General features: G+C 56.1%; 14 protein-coding genes. 1 reads left to right on the forward strand and 13 read right to left on the reverse strand.

Annotated elements, in window-relative coordinates; genetic code table 11:
- Positions 1–118 precede the first annotated feature (118 nt).
- From BXY66_RS13945 to BXY66_RS13960, 4 genes are read right to left on the reverse strand one after another with little or no spacing between them, the layout of a single operon-like run.
- Complete coding sequence (locus BXY66_RS13945; protein WP_132860929.1) at positions 119–1459, reverse strand: NAD(P)/FAD-dependent oxidoreductase; 1341 nt, start codon at positions 1457–1459, stop codon at positions 119–121.
- Entirely contained in the window at positions 1456–2952 is a 1497-nt protein-coding gene (locus BXY66_RS13950; protein WP_132860930.1) for an aldehyde dehydrogenase, read from the reverse strand. The genes BXY66_RS13945 and BXY66_RS13950 overlap by 4 nt, the downstream gene beginning before the upstream one ends.
- Before the next feature lie 3 nt (positions 2953–2955).
- Entirely contained in the window at positions 2956–3873 is a 918-nt protein-coding gene (locus tag BXY66_RS13955) for a dihydrodipicolinate synthase family protein (protein ID WP_132860931.1), read from the reverse strand.
- A 9-nt stretch (positions 3874–3882) separates the two neighbouring features.
- Positions 3883–4608: a GntR family transcriptional regulator gene (locus BXY66_RS13960; RefSeq protein WP_132860933.1), complete on the reverse strand. Its 726-nt coding sequence runs from the start codon at positions 4606–4608 to the stop codon at positions 3883–3885.
- A gap of 96 nt (positions 4609–4704) precedes the next feature.
- Between BXY66_RS13960 and BXY66_RS13965 the strand changes: the two genes are divergently transcribed.
- Positions 4705–5655, forward strand: coding sequence for a GlxA family transcriptional regulator (locus BXY66_RS13965; RefSeq protein ID WP_132860934.1), 951 nt, complete (start codon positions 4705–4707; stop codon positions 5653–5655).
- Here the strand turns inward: BXY66_RS13965 and BXY66_RS13970 are convergent.
- The 9 genes from BXY66_RS13970 to BXY66_RS14005 form a co-directional block, all read right to left on the reverse strand.
- On the reverse strand, positions 5648–7024 hold the full coding sequence (locus tag BXY66_RS13970; RefSeq protein ID WP_132860936.1) for a multicopper oxidase family protein: 1377 nt from the start codon (positions 7022–7024) through the stop codon (positions 5648–5650). The genes BXY66_RS13965 and BXY66_RS13970 overlap by 8 nt on opposite strands.
- A 14-nt stretch (positions 7025–7038) precedes the next feature.
- Entirely contained in the window at positions 7039–9021 is a 1983-nt protein-coding gene (locus tag BXY66_RS13975) for a sensor histidine kinase (protein WP_132860937.1), read from the reverse strand.
- Positions 9014–10396, reverse strand: a complete 1383-nt coding sequence (locus BXY66_RS13980) for a sigma-54-dependent transcriptional regulator (RefSeq protein ID WP_132860938.1) — start codon at positions 10394–10396, stop codon at positions 9014–9016. The genes BXY66_RS13975 and BXY66_RS13980 overlap by 8 nt, the downstream gene beginning before the upstream one ends.
- A 4-nt stretch (positions 10397–10400) precedes the next feature.
- Complete coding sequence (locus BXY66_RS20700) at positions 10401–10526, reverse strand: hypothetical protein (RefSeq protein WP_279432503.1); 126 nt, start codon at positions 10524–10526, stop codon at positions 10401–10403.
- Positions 10527–10528: 2 nt separating this feature from the next.
- Positions 10529–11827, reverse strand: a complete 1299-nt coding sequence (locus BXY66_RS13985) for a c-type cytochrome (protein ID WP_132860940.1) — start codon at positions 11825–11827, stop codon at positions 10529–10531.
- The gene (locus tag BXY66_RS13990) at positions 11828–13039 is read right to left on the reverse strand and encodes a formate dehydrogenase subunit gamma (RefSeq protein ID WP_132860941.1); all 1212 of its coding nucleotides are present in this window, start codon (positions 13037–13039) and stop codon (positions 11828–11830) included.
- A gap of 127 nt (positions 13040–13166) precedes the next feature.
- The gene (gene fdh3B / locus BXY66_RS13995; protein WP_054004314.1) at positions 13167–13760 is read right to left on the reverse strand and encodes a formate dehydrogenase FDH3 subunit beta; all 594 of its coding nucleotides are present in this window, start codon (positions 13758–13760) and stop codon (positions 13167–13169) included.
- Between the two features lie 12 nt (positions 13761–13772).
- The gene (locus BXY66_RS14000; RefSeq protein ID WP_132860943.1) at positions 13773–16667 is read right to left on the reverse strand and encodes a formate dehydrogenase subunit alpha; all 2895 of its coding nucleotides are present in this window, start codon (positions 16665–16667) and stop codon (positions 13773–13775) included.
- 108 nt (positions 16668–16775) lie between these two features.
- Complete coding sequence (locus tag BXY66_RS14005; protein ID WP_132860944.1) at positions 16776–16970, reverse strand: ubiquinol-cytochrome c reductase iron-sulfur subunit N-terminal domain-containing protein; 195 nt, start codon at positions 16968–16970, stop codon at positions 16776–16778.
- Between the last annotated feature and the right edge of the window lie 21 nt (positions 16971–16991).

Here is a 16991-nt window from a genome sequence, read left to right on the forward strand (position 1 = left end):
CACTCGCCGTCAGGCGTCACGCTAACTGCTTTCCATTGTCCGCGCCAGATGCGTCAGCCGCATCAAAACCGACGTAATACCGACCTTTTGCAGACGAGTTGCAGGCTTGGGTCGGGAGTTACTCTTCCCGCGCCCTGAATTCCCTCCAGCGCAAAACCGCATTGGCGCCCAGATCGCTGAATGGTCGGGGAGGAAGGCGCTTGGGTTCTGCTTCCGAGGCAAAAAACTCCGTGGCCTCGGAGGTTTGTCCAATCGCCATTTCTGCGGCGGCGATACCCGTCAACGTCCCGCGAGCTGTTCCCAATCCATTCTGCACGCAGGCTGAAAATACGCCCTGATCAATTTCCCGTGCCACCGCAACGCCGTTCAGCGACAGGCAAAGATGGCCTGCCCAGGAATAGGCCATCTCCATACCTTCAAGTTGCGGAAAACGTTGATCAAACTTGCGCCGCATAACCTTCTCTGCTCGAACAAGATCCGAGGCTTTCGCCTGCATCCCTGGCCGCAAAACCGCACATGTTCGCGTCACCAACCGATGCCCGCCTTGTCCGGCATCGATCCGTCGCATTGTGGTGCCCATCGGATCGGACGGAGTTATGCCCCATCTGTCGGCACCGCCCAGTCTCGCACGCGCGTCGGAGTCGAGTTCTTTGGTCATCGTTGCGAACAAAAACAGTTGCATCAACCTGCCTTTGGCCACTCCAAAACTCTCCAGATGACCATTCACACCAAGGATAATTCGCCCCGCCGCGACACGTCCCGAAGCCGTATGAACAATCCAATCTGAACCTTGTTTCTCAAAGGCTGAGACCGCGGAATTTTCATAAACTTCAACGCCTTGCTCGCATAGGCCACGCGCCAATCCGCGGATATATCCGGCTGGTTGCAACATAACCGTACCGGGGGTGAACAACCCCGAAACGTAATGATGTGACCCTGTCATCTCCGCCATCTGTCGTGCATCAAGCATCTCGTGCGGCTCGTTCAAGGATTTCAAATGCGCCGCGTAGCTGACGTTATGCCCGTGTCCTGCAGCACTGGCTGCTCCATTCACTTTGCCAACGCAGTCAAAATAGTCTGCCTGGATGCCATATTCGGTCACCGCATCGGCACCGAAAGAAATCGCACGACGATTGAGAGCAGTCACCAGGCCGTCATCGCCAGCACCAGCGTAATCCTCAGACGCAAGGTCGTGAGGAAGATCGATCATGAATCCGGAGTTTCGCCCTGCAGCACCGTCAGCGATCCGTCCGGCGTCCAGCACAACAATACGCGCAGTCGGAGCCAACTGGCGCAATCGCCGTGCCGCAGACAAACCGGCGAACCCGGCGCCGACAATGCAAAAATCCGCAGTAATATTTCGATCCAGCGGGTGCGACGATTTTTGTGGTCCGAGGATCGCATTCCACGCCGCTACACCCCGTTGTACCGGAGTGTGCCGCGCAACATATCGAGTCACGACACGGCCTCGTCTTCGTCGTCGGACAGGTCGACCCAGATTGTCTTCAATTGCGTATATTGGTCATGGGCATGAACTGAATTGTCACGCCCACCAAAACCCGATTGTTTGTACCCGCCAAACGGTGTCGAAATGTCTCCCTCGCCGTACGAATTCACTGTGACCGTACCCGCGCGCAGCATCCGAGCGCCACGAATCGCCCGTTTCGCATTGGCGGTAAACAGGCTGGCGCACAGGCCATAATCCGTGTCATTCGCAATCTCGATCGCTTGATCAAAGCTGTCGACCTCAATCACTCCCAGCACTGGACCAAAAATCTCGTCGCGCGCTAAAACATGATTATTGTCAGGAAGTTGAACAAGCGACGGCGCAACAAACCCGCCCCCAGCCGCTCCTCCAAAAACAACGTCTTCAGCTTTTTTCAGATACCCGCTGACTTTTTTAAAATGCGCCGGAGACACCAAGGCACCCACCCTGGTTTCAGGGTCTAGTGGATCGCCTACATTCCAATGCTGAGCATGATGTTCAATTCGCTCCAACAACTCGGTTTTGACAGCACGATGCACAATCAAACGTGAGGTCGCAGAACAATTCTCGCCCATATTCCAAAAGGCTCCGTTCACCAAATGCTGTGCCACGCGGTCGAGGTTTTCTGCATCCTCCATGACAATGGCCGGGTTCTTTCCGCCCATTTCGAGCACCACTTCCTTGGCATTGCTTTCGGCCGAGTAACTCAGGAACAGCTTCCCGGTCTTAGTTGATCCGGTGAACGACACCATGTCGATATCCAAGTGCCTTCCGATGGGCTCGCCCACATCCGCACCACCGCCTGGTACGACATTCAGAACACCTCGCGGCACGCCCGCCTCGCTCGCCAGCTCGGCCACTCGAAGGGCTGTCAGCGACGTCTCTTCCGCAGGTTTGACAACCACAGAACAGCCCGCCGCGAGAGCAGGCCCAATTTTCCATGCCAGCATCAGAAGCGGGAAATTCCACGGCAAAATTAAACCGACTACGCCGATTGGTTCGCGCACTACCATCGCAACATGATCATCAGAGCTCGGCGCAATCTGGTCATACATTTTGTCGATGGCTTCGGCGTGCCACTTGATGCAATGGATTGTCTCGGGAATATCCACGGTTTCGCAATCATAGATTGGTTTGCCACTGTCGACGCTTTCCATCACCGCCAACTCTCGGGCATTGCGGGTCAGAAGTTTGGCAAAACGGATAAGAATGTCTTTGCGTTCAGAGGGATGCATGCGCGACCAGCGGCCGTCATCAAAAGCTTCACGTGCTTTTGCGACGGCAAAATCCACGTCTTCGCTTCCGCATGCGGCCACGTCAGTGAGCACCTCGCCCGTCGCAGGATTACGTGTTGCAAACGTCTTTCCGGACATCGCCGGGCGATAAGCTCCGTCGATGTACGCCGTGTTCGGAAAATCCATGTCAGCCGCGATTGCCGCGTATTCGTCCTTTGTCAGCAGATCCATGTCTCAGCCCTCCGCCTGAATATTTGCAATCGTGGTTTTCAGCACTCGGACAACCTGTTCCAGTGCGCGTTTATCGTCCTTGTTCAGCCCTTTCAGCGGCGCCCGAACAGGGCCGGTATCCATCCCGTTGAGAGTCACACCGTACTTAATCGTCTGGATGAACTTCCCCCCCTGCTCGAGCACCCTCATCAAGGGCATCATCGCACTCATGATCCTGCGCCCTTTCTCGAAGTTCCTTTCGACAATACAGGCCTGATACAGCGCGATGTGTTCGTCCGGCAGGAAGTTTGATCCGCCACACACCCAGAATGGTGCGCCCCACGCAAAAAATTCCAGCGCCTGATCGTCCATGCCGCATCCCAGTTGGATATGCGGATAGTCCCTCGCCAGAAGATGCACGCGGTTGATATCGCCAGAACTTTCCTTGATTCCGCAGAAATTCCGGCTACGACCGACCCGATCAAGGAACTCTTCTCCCATCAACGTGCCGGTTCGATGCGGGTAATTGTACAGCATCACAGGAAGATTGGCGGCCTTATCAATTGCGAGCGCGTTCAGCGCATTTTCGCGATCCGTCGGAACGGCATAAGGCGGGCTAGCAAGTAGTATGGCGTCTGCGCCCATCTCACGTCCCGCGACAGCCAGCGATTTGGAATCATCCGTGAGCATCGCGCCCGTGCCCATAACAAGCGGCACACGGCCCTTTATCTGATCCGCAGTAAATGTCGCGATCTCAACGCGCTCTGCAACCGTCTGGGCATAGTTTTCACCAGTCGATCCGCCCGAGATCAATCCGTGTACTCCACGCGAAATCAGGTGTTCGATGACATTGGACAAGGTATCGAAATTCACAGTGCCATCATGGTGGTAAGGCGTCACCACGGGTGTGTAGATGCCTTCAAATTTGAAAATTGGTGTCATCATAGTCCTCTATGCAGTACGCGCTCCGGGCAGTTCGCCCAAAGGCATATCCAGCCCTGCGGGCATCACAAAAAGTTCGATCTGCCCGCGCGACAAGTTCCAGTGGTCAACCGCCAGCTGAGCACAAGCGGCCTCGTCGCGGGCTTCGATTGCCGCGATGATTGCGTCGTGCTGGTCGGCCGCATCGGATACATTGCGGGCCATGCTCTCATCCTGCGGACGATAGAAAGTCATCGAAATTCGGGCGTGATCGATCAAAAGGCGCTGAAAGCTGGGCAACAAATATATGTTGTCTGCCATCTCCCCTGTGACTTCGTGAAATCTGTTGTTTGCGAGCGCGCGATCCGTCCCCGACCCGCTGCGCAATGCGGCGCGGAAGTCTTCCTGCGAAGCTTTCAAAGCCTGTATCTGAGAGTCTGTGCGATTGACTGCCGCGAGCCGCATGACAGCCCCATAAATCATCGGAGCAGCAAGAAAGAAGTCGCGCAAGGTCTTGTGACTCATTTCACTGACGCGCGCGCCGCGGTTTTCTCGAAGATCCAGATAACCTTCGCCTGCGAGGTTTCGAAACACCTCCCGCAACGGTGTTCGCGACAGGTTAAACTCATCGCTCAGCGCTGTCTCATCCAGATCCGAACCAGGTGGCAATGCCAACGTTAATACAGCGGATTTGAGCGACTGATAGAGTGCTTCTTTACGAGAACTTGGATTCGCCGACACATGTTTCTCCAGCATGGAATCACCAACCTACCAGTGACGCTAGACTCAAAAATACAATATGTATACAAAAAGAATTTCTTTGTCGCTTTCGCCGTGTGTTAGCCTAATCCCATGCCTATGACCGAACGATTTGCCATACTTTTGGTACCAGAATTCACGCACATCGCCTTTTCCTGCGCGATTGAACCATTGCGCATTGCCAACCTGATCTCGGGTGAAACGCTTTATGAATGGGTTTTGGCCAGCAAGGATGGTACCCGCGAGACCTGCTCAAACGGTACCGTCTCGCTGGTCGACTACAGCTTCAGGGATCTGCCGAAGTGCGGCCGGCTTTTTGCTCTTTCCGGAATTAACATGCACAACCATGTGGACGGCGATTTACTCGCGGCGCTGCGCAAAGGGCGGGCCCAAGGCGCCAAAGTCGGCGCGCTCTGTTCGGCGGCTTACATTCTTGCAAAAGGCGGAATGCTTGACGGTATGCGGGCAGCAATCCACTGGGATTTTCATGACAGCTTTCTCGAGGACTTCCCGGACGTGAACCTTGTTAGCAGCGTATTTGTTGCTGACGAGCCAATAATAACAGCATCCGGCGGCACTGCGACAGCGGATCTTATGCTGCATTTGATCGGTGAAACTCATGGCTCGGAACTTGCAACTGCGGTCGCAGACCAAATGGTCTACAACGCCGTACGCGAAGGCACTGCCGAGCAACGCGTGTCGCTTCAAAGTCGCCACGGCATGCGAAATCCACACCTCGTCAAGGCGATTCAAATCATGAACGACAGTATTGAACGTCCACGGTCACCGTCCCTGATCGCAGATGAAATTGGCATCTCTACGCGCCAACTTGAGCGGATTTTCGGACGGTACCTGAATTGCTCGCCGAAGAAATACCTGATGGATCTGCGCCTGAATCGTGCCCGCAATCTCTTGGTGCAAACCGACCAGTCCGTCACCGAAATCGCGCTCGCTTGCGGCTTTGAAAGCCCCGGGCATTTTGCGCGCGTTTATCGCGGAAAATTCGGAATCACACCCACAGCACAACAAAGCAAGATCAGCTGACGGTGAACCAGGTTTTCATGCCGGCGGTTTGATGCGACAGCATGTGGCAATGGACCAACCACTTACCTGGGTTATCTGCGATAAATGCAAAGGCTCTTTCTTCGCCTCGCATCAACAGCACAGTGTCTTTGTGTGGTCCAAATCTGCCGTCCGGCAAAACTTCCTGAAAATGCATTCCGTGCACATGCATTGCATGGGGAAAAGCGGTGTCATTGCGCATTTTCAGCACAATCGTCTCACCTCGGGCCGCTTGAAACAATGGCTCGGCCGGCAAGCCTGCAACGCCATTCAGGGCCCAAACCTGCCCCCTTTCCACGAGCGCTCGCATCTCCATTTCTTCACCCTCAAAGGTCGCACTACGCAACCCTCCCATGGCGCCGCCTCCCATCATCACCGGAACCGTTCGGGCTCCCTCAATTGAGGCGATTTGCGAAATTGGGTTTGGTGGCAATGCGACAACCGCATCTCGGGGCGCGCGTGTGCCGGCAAGCACAGGGAACTGCGTCAAGACATAGCCTTGGTCACCTTCCCGGAAAGCCAAAAGGACCTCGCCGCCAGCGCCAGCGGTCACATCCACGATGACGTCCACACGTTCTGCAGGCCCAAGCGTGAGTGGACCGATGGTTTCCGGAACGGCCAGGGGCATACCGTCGCGAGCCACAACCCACCCTTCAACGCCTCTTAGAACCATCGGCATAATCCGATCGGTCGCGGTGTTCACAAACCGAAGTCTCAGACGCTGGTTTGCCTGAAGTCTGGCAGGCATGGGTTCAACAACCGCATGAATATAATTGCCAAGCCGCCCCCCGTGGCTCAGATCATGCATATTCCCGAAATCATCTGTAATCTGTGCCTCCGGCGAAAGTCGCCAGTCATCCAGCACAACCACGAGATCATGGTCCACGTCCGGCGGTGCGGTCTCCTCGACAACCACAACGCCATAAAGCCCCTTGGATACCTGCTCTAGCGAGCGGTTGTGACTGTGGTACCAATAGGTTCCAGCATCTTTCAGGGCGATGTCATATTCAAAACTACCTTGTGGTGGCACGGGGTCCATTGTCATGCCGGGCACCCCATCCATCGCGTTTTGGACCCGCATTCCATGCCAGTGCACTGCCGTGTCCTCGGACAGTCCATTGATTAGACGCACACGCATACGTTCGCCCTGTTTGCCTCCGAGCATTGGCCCTGGCACAGAGTCATTGAACCCCCAGACGGTCGTTTTAGGATAGTTGCCCTCGACAAGCTGAACCTGCGTTTCAAAAGCGCCAATGTCGATGAATCCGTCCGCATCGGCGAGAGCCATACGCGGTAGTCCGGCAAGCGCAAAGCTACCTAAAATCATGTCGCGTCGATTGATCGAAAACATCGCAGCCTCCTGTTTCAAACGTCGCCGGCTTCCGGAAAACTGACTCGGAAAATTGTGCCGGTTCCGGCTTCACTTTCAGCTTCTATGCTGCCGCCATAAAGCTCAACCAACTTACGTGTGATAGATAGTCCCAACCCTGTCCCTTCGCCTTTCTTGGTTGTGAAGAAAGGGTCAAAAATACGCGCCAGAACATTGGGCGACATTCCAACACCAGTATCCTGAACCGCGATCGCTATTCCATCGTCCGCATCCAGCACCGACAAGGTCAAGGTCCCGCCTTCCGGCATTGCATGGATCGCATTGACGATCAGATTGATGAACACCTGCTGCAACTCGGTGCGATTAATCGCGACAGCTTTCTGGCTTGGCGTGTTTATCACAAGTGCTATCTCGGCCTTGTTCAACAGGTGCTGCACCAGTGGAATCGTGTCGGCCATCACATCTGAAGGGCGGTGGTGCTCCATACCTTCTGCATATTCATCGGGTCGCGTGAATTGCAGCAATTTGTTCACGATGAGAAAAATGGAGTGAACCTGTTCGTCGATCAATCGGAGTTCGGTACCAACCCGATCCGCATCACCGCCCAACTCAACCCGCATCACGTCAAGATTGCCTTGAATCACCTGAATTGGGTTATTGACCTCGTGCGCAATACCGGCCGCAATTTCGCCAACCGCAGCCAGTTTCTCTGAAACAACTAGCTGGCGTGTCGTCGCTTCCAATTGCTGATTGGCGATTTCCAGATCTTTGGTGCGCGCTGCCACACGCCGCGTCAGTTCCCGGTCCCGCTCCTGGATCTGTTCCAGAAGTTCGTCCATTTGTGCCGCAACGCGGCCGATTTCGTCACCGGTATTTCCCACCCCGGTTCGCGCACCGAGATCGCCGCGTTCGACTCGTGTGATCGTCCGCAACATTCGCTCGAGGGGTTCAAAAATCTGACGCGCCCAGCGCAAAAAAATTGGAACCGACAACAAGACAATCACAGCGAACGCCACTGCAAACGTCAGAATTGTTGAAAATTTTGCGTCCCGAAACGGTTGATCCAGAAATCCGACATACAGCATGCCGACCCGATCTCCATAGCTGTCTGTCAAAGGCTCATAAGCTGAGATGTACCAGTCATTCACCACAAACGCGCGGTCCAGCCAAACCTCTCCTTTCTCCAGCACTGTTTCACGCACAATCGCCGAGACGCGCGTCCCGAGCGCACGCTCGTTTTCAAACAAGCGCACGTTGGTTGAAACGCGGACATCGTCAAGGAACAAGGTCGCCGTGCCCACCGACCCTTCTGTGAGGCTCGCGCTGGGATACACCAGATCGTTGATCGTATCGATGAATTCGAGGTTTCGGTTCAGCAAAACACCGCCAACCAATGCCCCCCCGCGTCCGACGTTCACAGGGGTCGCCGTGTGCACCACCATGCCTCGGGTTTCTTCACTGCGGTTCGTAGGAACTGCCGCTTCGGTCGGCACAAGTCTAATACGCGCCCTTTCCGCTAGTTCAGCCGTAATTCCAGCCAAGTCAGACTGCGAAAAAATGTCGATATGGCTTGCCGACACCCCTGACAGAGCTTGGCTCACAACAGGCCATTGCGCCAAGTTTCCGGTTTCGGAAAACCGCGGCGACGACAAAACCTCTCCATCGCCATTCATGTAGTAGAGAAAATCAAGTCCAAGCGCGCGTCGCTTGGCTTCGAGGATTTTTGCCAATGGACCGTCCTGATCACTTTCCGCCCATAGAACGAACTCTGCAGACTCGGCAACTGCCCGAACCTGAAGATCACTCTTTTCCAGAAGTTGAGACAGGAACTGATCCGCAATTGTCAGTTCTCCATTCACCTTGGCAATCAGCAAGTTGTCAAAACGACCGCCCCAGTTGACGGCCGTCACCATGAAAAATACCGGCATGATCACGAGCGTTGGCAATAGCGCGATCGCCAAAAGGCGTATGCGCACTGACCGCGCGCGGGTCACCACCTTGGCCGCTGGCTCACTCATTCCACATGGCGCACTTCCGGTCGATGGTCTTGCGTGACACACCAAGCCGACGCGCGGCCTCCGCTCGGTTCCCGTCGCATGCATCCAGAACCGTCAAGATATGCCGCCGTTCAACGGCTGCCAAACTATCCACCGCAGCGACTTCTTCATCGCTACCCGTTGCAGCAAATTCTGCCGGCCACTCGCCGACGATCAAAGAACGCTCAATCAGGTTGCGAAGCTCGCGGACATTGCCCGGCCAGTCATAGCGCGACATATGCAGTAGGACCCCTTCTGATAGCGCCAATGGTGGCACCCCGAGGCTCTGCGAAATTTGCTGAATGAACATCAAAGCCAGTTCCTTCAGATCGCCGATCCGGTCTTTCAACTTCGGCATCTGCACGTTGAGAACATTGATCCGATGATAAAGGTCCGCGCGGAACCGACCGGCTTCAACTGCCCCGTCAAGATCTCCGTTTGTCGCGAAGATGAACCGAAGATCCAACGGCACTTCACGCGATGAGCCAACTGGACGTACGCGCTGATGTTCAATCACCCGCAAAAGAGATGCCTGAACCGGTAAGGGCAATTCGACAATTTCGTCCATGTACAGTGTACCGCCATTGGCATTCATGAACAGACCATCCTGACGCACGGTGCGTCCGGCAGGATCTTGCAGGATACGACCAAAAAGTTCGGCTTCGATTGTGTCTCCCGCAATCGTAGCGCAGTTGATGGGAACAAACGGCTTTTCAGCCCGATCGGACATCATATGAAGTGCCCGTGCGCCGACTTCTTTCCCCGTGCCTGTGTCGCCCGTCAAAAGAACAGGTGTCGGCAATGGCGCCGCCCGCCCCAATGTGCCACGAATCCGGTCAATCTCCGGTGAACTCCCGAGCAACCGGGAACGCACTTGTGCATTGCCACTCGCCAGTTCGTATTTCAGCAAATAGTTCTCGCGTCGCAGATTCACTCGATCCACACAACGCGCAACCGCATTCAGAATCTGGTTTGACCGAAACGGCTTCAGAACGAAATCAACGGCTCCGGCCCGCATCGCTTCGATTGCGGTGTCCATATCTGCAAAAGCTGTGATCAGGATCGTGTCCGCAAAAAAGCCGAGTTTGCGTTGTTCACTCAACCATTCCAGCCCAGTTGTACCGGGCATCACGTTGTCCAGTATGACTATGTCATAGTGATTGGCGTCCAAAAGGCGTGTAGCCGCATCGGTATTAGCCGCCTGTTCAATTCGGCCCACCACGGGCTTCAGGATTTTCACGATGAAGTTGCGGATACCCGGTTCGTCATCCACAACCAGAACCGAGGCCGTTGCCAGCCCAATTCCAAATTCCGACGCCGCCTTGTCTTGCGGGCGGGCGCGTACAGTCTGCGTCATTCCGTCAATCCAGTCGCACCGCCGGACCGCTGCCCTTGTCGCTGGCAGAGAAGCCAGCCGCGTGCAGGCCATAGTAGGCGGCGATGGCAATGCCGATGACGGCAACGCAGGCCATGAGAAATGCTTTCATTTTCAGTTTTCCCTGGTTTCGCTGTAGTGGCGCAGAAATTCGATCAGGTCGGCGCGGTCCTGCGGGGCCTTGATCCGCTGAACCGGCATCTTGGTCCCCCGAATATACACATCCGGCCCCAAATCAAAAAGCGCATCAATGGTTTGCGCATCCCATACGATCTCGCTTTGCAAAAGCGTATCGGAATAAGAGTAGTCAGAAACGGTCCCAGCCCGGCGCCCGAACAAATTCTTGAGCGTCGGTCCGGCTCGGCGTGCACTGTCGCCTGTCAACGTGTGGCAAATAGAGCATTTGCGCTGAAACTGCCTCTCGCCGTTAGAGGCAGTCTCGCTTCCGTTCAGAAAACTCCGTTCACCTTGCACCATCTTTGGCGCATCTCTGGGGTCGCTCATCGGCCAGCTGAACATCGCATCATCCAGTCCGCCCGCGTGAATATTTTCGCCGTCAGCCGAAAATGCGAGGGCCCAGATCGGCCCCCTGTGCGTGGCACGAAAATCCGCATGAATGGACCAGTCCGATGTATCCAGAAGCAAGATAAACCCCTCTCCATCGCCGATCGCGAGGTACCGGCCATCGCGACTTTGCGCCATAGCTAGTATAGGCCGTCTCTCGAGCGTCACATCCCGGATCGTCGCCACAGTTGTAACATCTACAATGCGGGTCACTCCGTCGACGGCTCCGAATGCCAACCAGCCCTTTGCCGGATCGTGAACCATCGTATTTACGCCAAAACCGTTGCTCAAAAGAAGGCGGTTCTGGGTGCCTGTTGCCGTGTCCCACTCGCGGATATGGCCATCCGATCCGGCGGATAAAACCGCTGTGCCACCACGCACAAAGACGACATCGTTGACGTTGCTATCAACCTTTATGCCACGCGGCTTACCACCGTTGAGCGGCCAAATCCCGATGGTGCCGTCCCAGCTTGCCGACGCGACGCTTTTCCCATCAGGCGAAAGTTTGAGAGAAACCACTTTGCCTTTATGGCGGCCCAGTTCTCTGCTCGTGCCAGCGGCCAAATCCCAAAGCCGCACAGCAAAATCGTCCCCCGACGACACCGCAAGGGTATCGTCAACAAAAACGACTGCGTTAACAGCGGCCTCGTGACCTTCCAGCCATTCCAACGTGCCCGCCTGCCAATGTCCGAGCGAATAGTCAAAACTTGCGGTCAGAATACTCTCGCCATCCGGTGAGACGGCGATGCCCTTGATGGGACCGCCATGCCCTTCAAGCGTGAAGAACTCTCCAGCCCATGCGACCGAAAACCAAGAAAAGGCCCAAAAGATCAGAAGCGCGCGCAGCATTCATTCCGCCGGAGTTGCCTGATCAGCGGATTGCGGGGCACCCTTGGCTTTGGCCATCTCTTCCTCGTACCAAAGCGAATGGTGTTCCTTGGCCCATTGTTCGTCGACTTCACCTGTGCCCATCGTTTCGATGGCACCTTCCATGCCGAACGAGCCCAAATAGATGTGGGCGATGATGATGCCCATGAAGACAAACGCGATGATCCCGTGCCAGATTTGCGCCAGTTGCATTTCGGCATACGGCGACAAAACTTCTGGCAACGGCGCACCGCTGATCAACTGCGGCAGCCCCGTGATGTTGATGATTTGGAACGTCTTGGCAAACATCGAAAATTCGAACGGGAACAAAAGCGCCAAACCGGACAGCGAAATCGATACCCCAAGGATGATAACCGACCAGAAAATGATCTTCTGACCTGCGTTGAATTTCTTGGCTGGAGGATGCACACCTTCAGAAAACAGTCCGCCGGCTTGCGCCATCCACTTGATGTCGCCGCGATCCGGAATGTTGTGTTTTATCCATAGGATGAAAACAAAAATCACGCTCAGCATGAACGCCCAGCTCATATTGTTGTGAGCCCATTTCCCGCCCTGTGCAATCACCGCATAGGCGTCGTGTCCCATCCACGGGATAAGGAATTTGCGTCCGGCGATCAGGAACAAACCACTGAGTCCAAGGATGACAAAACTGACGCCCATTACCCAATGAACAAACCGCTCAAAAGCATCAAAACGGATGATATTGCGTCCGGTTTTTGGTCCTTCAATCATGATCTTGCCGCGATACGCGTAGAACGCACCAATGATAACCACCATCGCGCCAAGGAAGTACAGACCATAGGTCAGAAGTGGCCCTTCTCGGAAAGTAAGCCAACGCATGCCCCCGTCCTGGATCAAAAGTCCGGTCGTGGGGCCGCGCGCCGAAGTGGACGTATCGGCGCTGCCGTAGCGAAGCGCGCGATAAACGTCGGAATCCGACGCCACACCACGCGTGCCAAGTTGGCCCATCAAGGCCTCCACATTGCCTTGCCCGGTGTTTTTACGACGCTCGGCGTCGTCAATTTTTTCGCCCCTTTGACGGGCCATGATGTCTTCAAGCGTTTGCGCACCGCCCGTGGCGGCACGAGGTTGCTCCGCATCTGCCGAGACGTCCTCGGCCGCGGCGGGAAACGCCAGCATCACACTCAAAACAATCCACAATAGCGCGCGCATCAGGAACCTCATCCTGTCGAAATCCAAACGGGCATTTGCGCTCCAGTACAAAGAGCGCCCCGAAATTTAGGTCGAGTTTGCAACAGAAGTGGCGGCAAAGAGTCTGCCGCCACTGTCATTAGCGGTCTTAGCCGCCTTTCTGTTCATAGGCTGTGCCCCAGCCCCAGGCTCCGGTACCGAAACCGCGCGCGACAACCCGCTCGCGATAAATGCCGGAGACAACGTCGCCGTCACCGGCAAGCAAGGCCTTTGTGGAACACATTTCCGCACACAATGGCAGCTTGCCTTCGGCAATCCGGTTGCGCCCGTATTTTGAGAACTCCGCGTTGGAATGGTTCTCCTCGGGACCGCCTGCACAGAATGTGCATTTGTCCATCTTGCCCCGGCTGCCAAAGTTGCCAGCCTGTGGATACTGCGGCGCGCCAAACGGACACGCATAGAAGCAATAGCCGCAGCCAATGCAAAGATCCTTGGAGTGCAACACCACACCTTCTTCGGTCTGGTAGAAGCAATCCACAGGACAGACCGCCATACAGGGCGCGTCCGAACAGTGCATACATGCCACCGAGATCGAGCGTTCACCCGGATTGCCGTCGTTGATCGTCACAACACGGCGCCGGTTGATGCCCCAGGGCACCTCGTGCTCGTTCTTGCAGGCGGTGACACAGGCGTTGCATTCGATGCAGCGTTCGCTGTCGCAGAGAAACTTACTTCGTGCCATTTCTCTTCCTCCTTATGCTGCCCAGATTTTGCAGAGAGTCGTTTTCGTCTCCTGCATCTGGGTCACGCTGTCATAGCCGTAGGTCTGCGCCGTGTTGGTGCTTTCGCCCAACACATATGGGTCGGCTCCGGCGGGGTACTTGCTCCGCAGATCCTCTCCCTCGAAATGTCCGCCAAAGTGGAAGGGCATAAAGGCAACGCCTTCGCCAACGCGATTGGTGACCATGGCCATAACCTTGACCTTGCCGCCTTCAGGCCCTTCGACCCAGACCTGCGCCCGGTCACGTACGCCAAGATTATTCGCATCGCGCGGATTGATCTCGACAAACATGTCCTGTTGCAGTTCTGCCAACCATGGATTGGAGCGGGTTTCGTCGCCGCCGCCCTCGTATTCCACCAGTCGACCAGACGTCAGAATGATTGGATAATCCTTGCTGAAGTCCTGCTTCTGGATCGAGGCATACATGGTCGGAAGACGATAGAACTTCCGATCCTCGTAAGTCGGATAGTCCTCCACCAGATCGCGACGCGGCGTATAGAGCGGCTCGCGATGCAGAGGGATCGGATCCGGGAAGGTCCAAACGACGGCCCGCGCCTTTGCGTTACCAAACGGCGCACACTCGTGCTTGATCGCAACCCTCTGGATGCCACCAGACAGGTCGGTCTTCCAGTTGGTCTTTGGACCGGCCACAGCGTCAATTGCCGCGCGCTCCTCATCCGTCAGGTCGCTGTCCCAACCGAGGTCCATCAGCATCTGCATCGTGAACTCTGGGTAGCCATCCTGAATTTCGGAATCTAGGCTCGCAACACCCTCCGCAAGAAGGTTTTGACCGTCCCTTTCCACACCAAAGCGGGCACGGAAGGTCAAACCGCCCTCGCTGACACGTTTGGACATGTCATAGAGGTTCGGGGTACCGGGGTGCTTCATTTCGGCTGTGCCCCAGCAAGGCCAAGGCATACCGTAATAGTCACCATCCGCCGGCCCGCCATTTGCGCGCAACGTGGTGCGGTCAAACGTGTGCTGGTTCGCCATATGCATTTTGATACGCTCAGGCGACTGACCGGTATAACCGATCGTCCACAATCCGCTGTTTAACTCACGGGTGACGCTTTCGACATTCGGCGTGTTTTCGTCATCCATTTCAATGTTACGGAAGAGCCGATCGCCAAACCCGAACTTGTTGGCAAGCAAACCAATAATTTCATGGTCTGTCTTGCTTTCGAAAAGCGGTTCCATGATCTGGTCACGCCACTGCAAGCTGCGGTTGGACGCGGTTACGGACCCACGGGTCTCAAACTGCGTAGAAGCTGGCAGAAGATAGACGCCATCGGTCCGGTCATGAAGCACCGCAGAAACAGTCGGGAACGGATCGATCACGACCAGCATGTCCAACTTTTCCATCGCGGTTTTCATTTCCCTGCCGCGGGTCTGGGAATTCGGCGCATGCCCCCAGAGAACCATGGCGCGAACCTTGTCGGGGTTGTCCATGTTGTCCGGGTCTTCCAAAACACCGTCGATCCAGCGAGACACCGGAATACCGGTGAGGTTCTGAAGCGACTTTTCCTTGCCGTCGGCACCGGTGGTCTTGGCGAATTGCCCCGCCAGCCAGTCGGGATCTTCACCCCACACCCGCGCCCAGTGTGCCCAGGCGCCGTTGGACAGGCCGTAGTAGCCCGGCAGTGTGTGAGACAGTACACCAAGGTCCGTTGCACCCTGTACGTTGTCGTGGCCGCGGAAAATATTGGTGCCACCACCCGAAGTACCCATGTTGCCAAGGGCCAGCTGCAGAATGCAGTACGCGCGGGTGTTGTTGTTACCGTTGGTGTGCTGTGTACCACCCATACACCAGATCACGGTGCCGGGTCGGTTGTTCACCATAGTACGGGCCACACGGCGCAATTGCTCGCCCGGCGTGCCTGTTACACGTTCAACTTCCTCAGGGTTCCACTTTTTCACTTCTTCACGGATCTGGTCCATGCCCCAGACACGGGTGCGAATGAACTCTTTGTCTTCCCAACCGTTCTCGAAGATGTGCCACAGAATTCCCCATACTAGAGCAACGTCTGTACCTGGACGGAAGCGCACATATTCATCCGCATGTGCCGCCGTGCGGGTAAACCGCGGGTCGCATACGATCAGGGGAGCGTTGTTACGCTCTTTCGCGCGGAGCACATGGAGCAGCGAGACAGGGTGCGCCTCAGCCGGGTTACCGCCGATGATGAAGATGGCTTTGGAGTTGTGGATGTCATTGTAGCTATTTGTCATGGCGCCGTAGCCCCATGTGTTCGCCACGCCGGCAACCGTAGTGGAGTGACAGATACGTGCCTGGTGATCCACGTTATTGGTGCCCCAATAGGCAGCAAACTTGCGGAACAGATAGGCCTGTTCATTGTTGTGCTTGGCCGAACCAAGCCAATACACGCTGTCAGGGCCGCTCTCTTCGCGGATGTTCATCATGCCGTCGCCGATCTCGTTGATCGCCTGTTCCCAGCTGATGCGTTTCCACTCGCCGCCTTCTTTCTTCATCGGGTACTTCAGTCGGCGCTCGCCGTGGGCGTGTTCGCGGACCGCTGCGCCTTTGGCACAATGCGCACCCAGATTGAAGGGGCTGTCCCAACCGGGCTCCTGCCCGATCCAGACGCCGCTTTGCACTTCGGCGACGACGGTGCATCCGACAGAGCAGTGGGTGCAGACAGATTTGACAGTTTGAACAGCAGAGTTCGCAGCATCCTGCGCTTGAGCCTGAGTGACGGTGCCACCCGTGGCCCCGATCGCTGCCAGCCCGCCGATGGCGAGGCCGGAGCCGCGCAAAAACGTGCGGCGATCCACTGATTTTTCAGCGGCGGCAGACAGGATACTTGTCCGCTGGGGGCGTCGCGCAACCCCGTTGGTCTTTTTCCTAAGCATTGTTTTCCTCCCTTGCTGTCCCGCTTCGGGGACTGGCTCGGTATTCTCGTAATCCCGACCGGTGGGCGTCACGCAACCGGTGGTCGGGGGCGGGGTAACGTCGTCCGGTCAGAACCGGGCGCTGTCGAGGTAGGCGCGGGTATGCGCTGTGTCCTGCATTTTGGTGCTGGACAGATCGGCAGGCTGTGCTTCGGCGCTTTCCGGCGCCAAAGTCGCCGCAACCGCTGCTGCTGGCGCTGCCGCTGTGGCGAGTTTCAGGAAATCCCGCCGCGAGGTGGCTTTGTCATCCGCAGGTTTGCTCATTGCTTCCTCCTTTGTCTGGCC

The organism is Shimia isoporae, from assembly GCF_004346865.1.
In the GTDB taxonomy this organism is placed as follows: Bacteria; Pseudomonadota; Alphaproteobacteria; order Rhodobacterales; family Rhodobacteraceae; genus Shimia; species Shimia isoporae.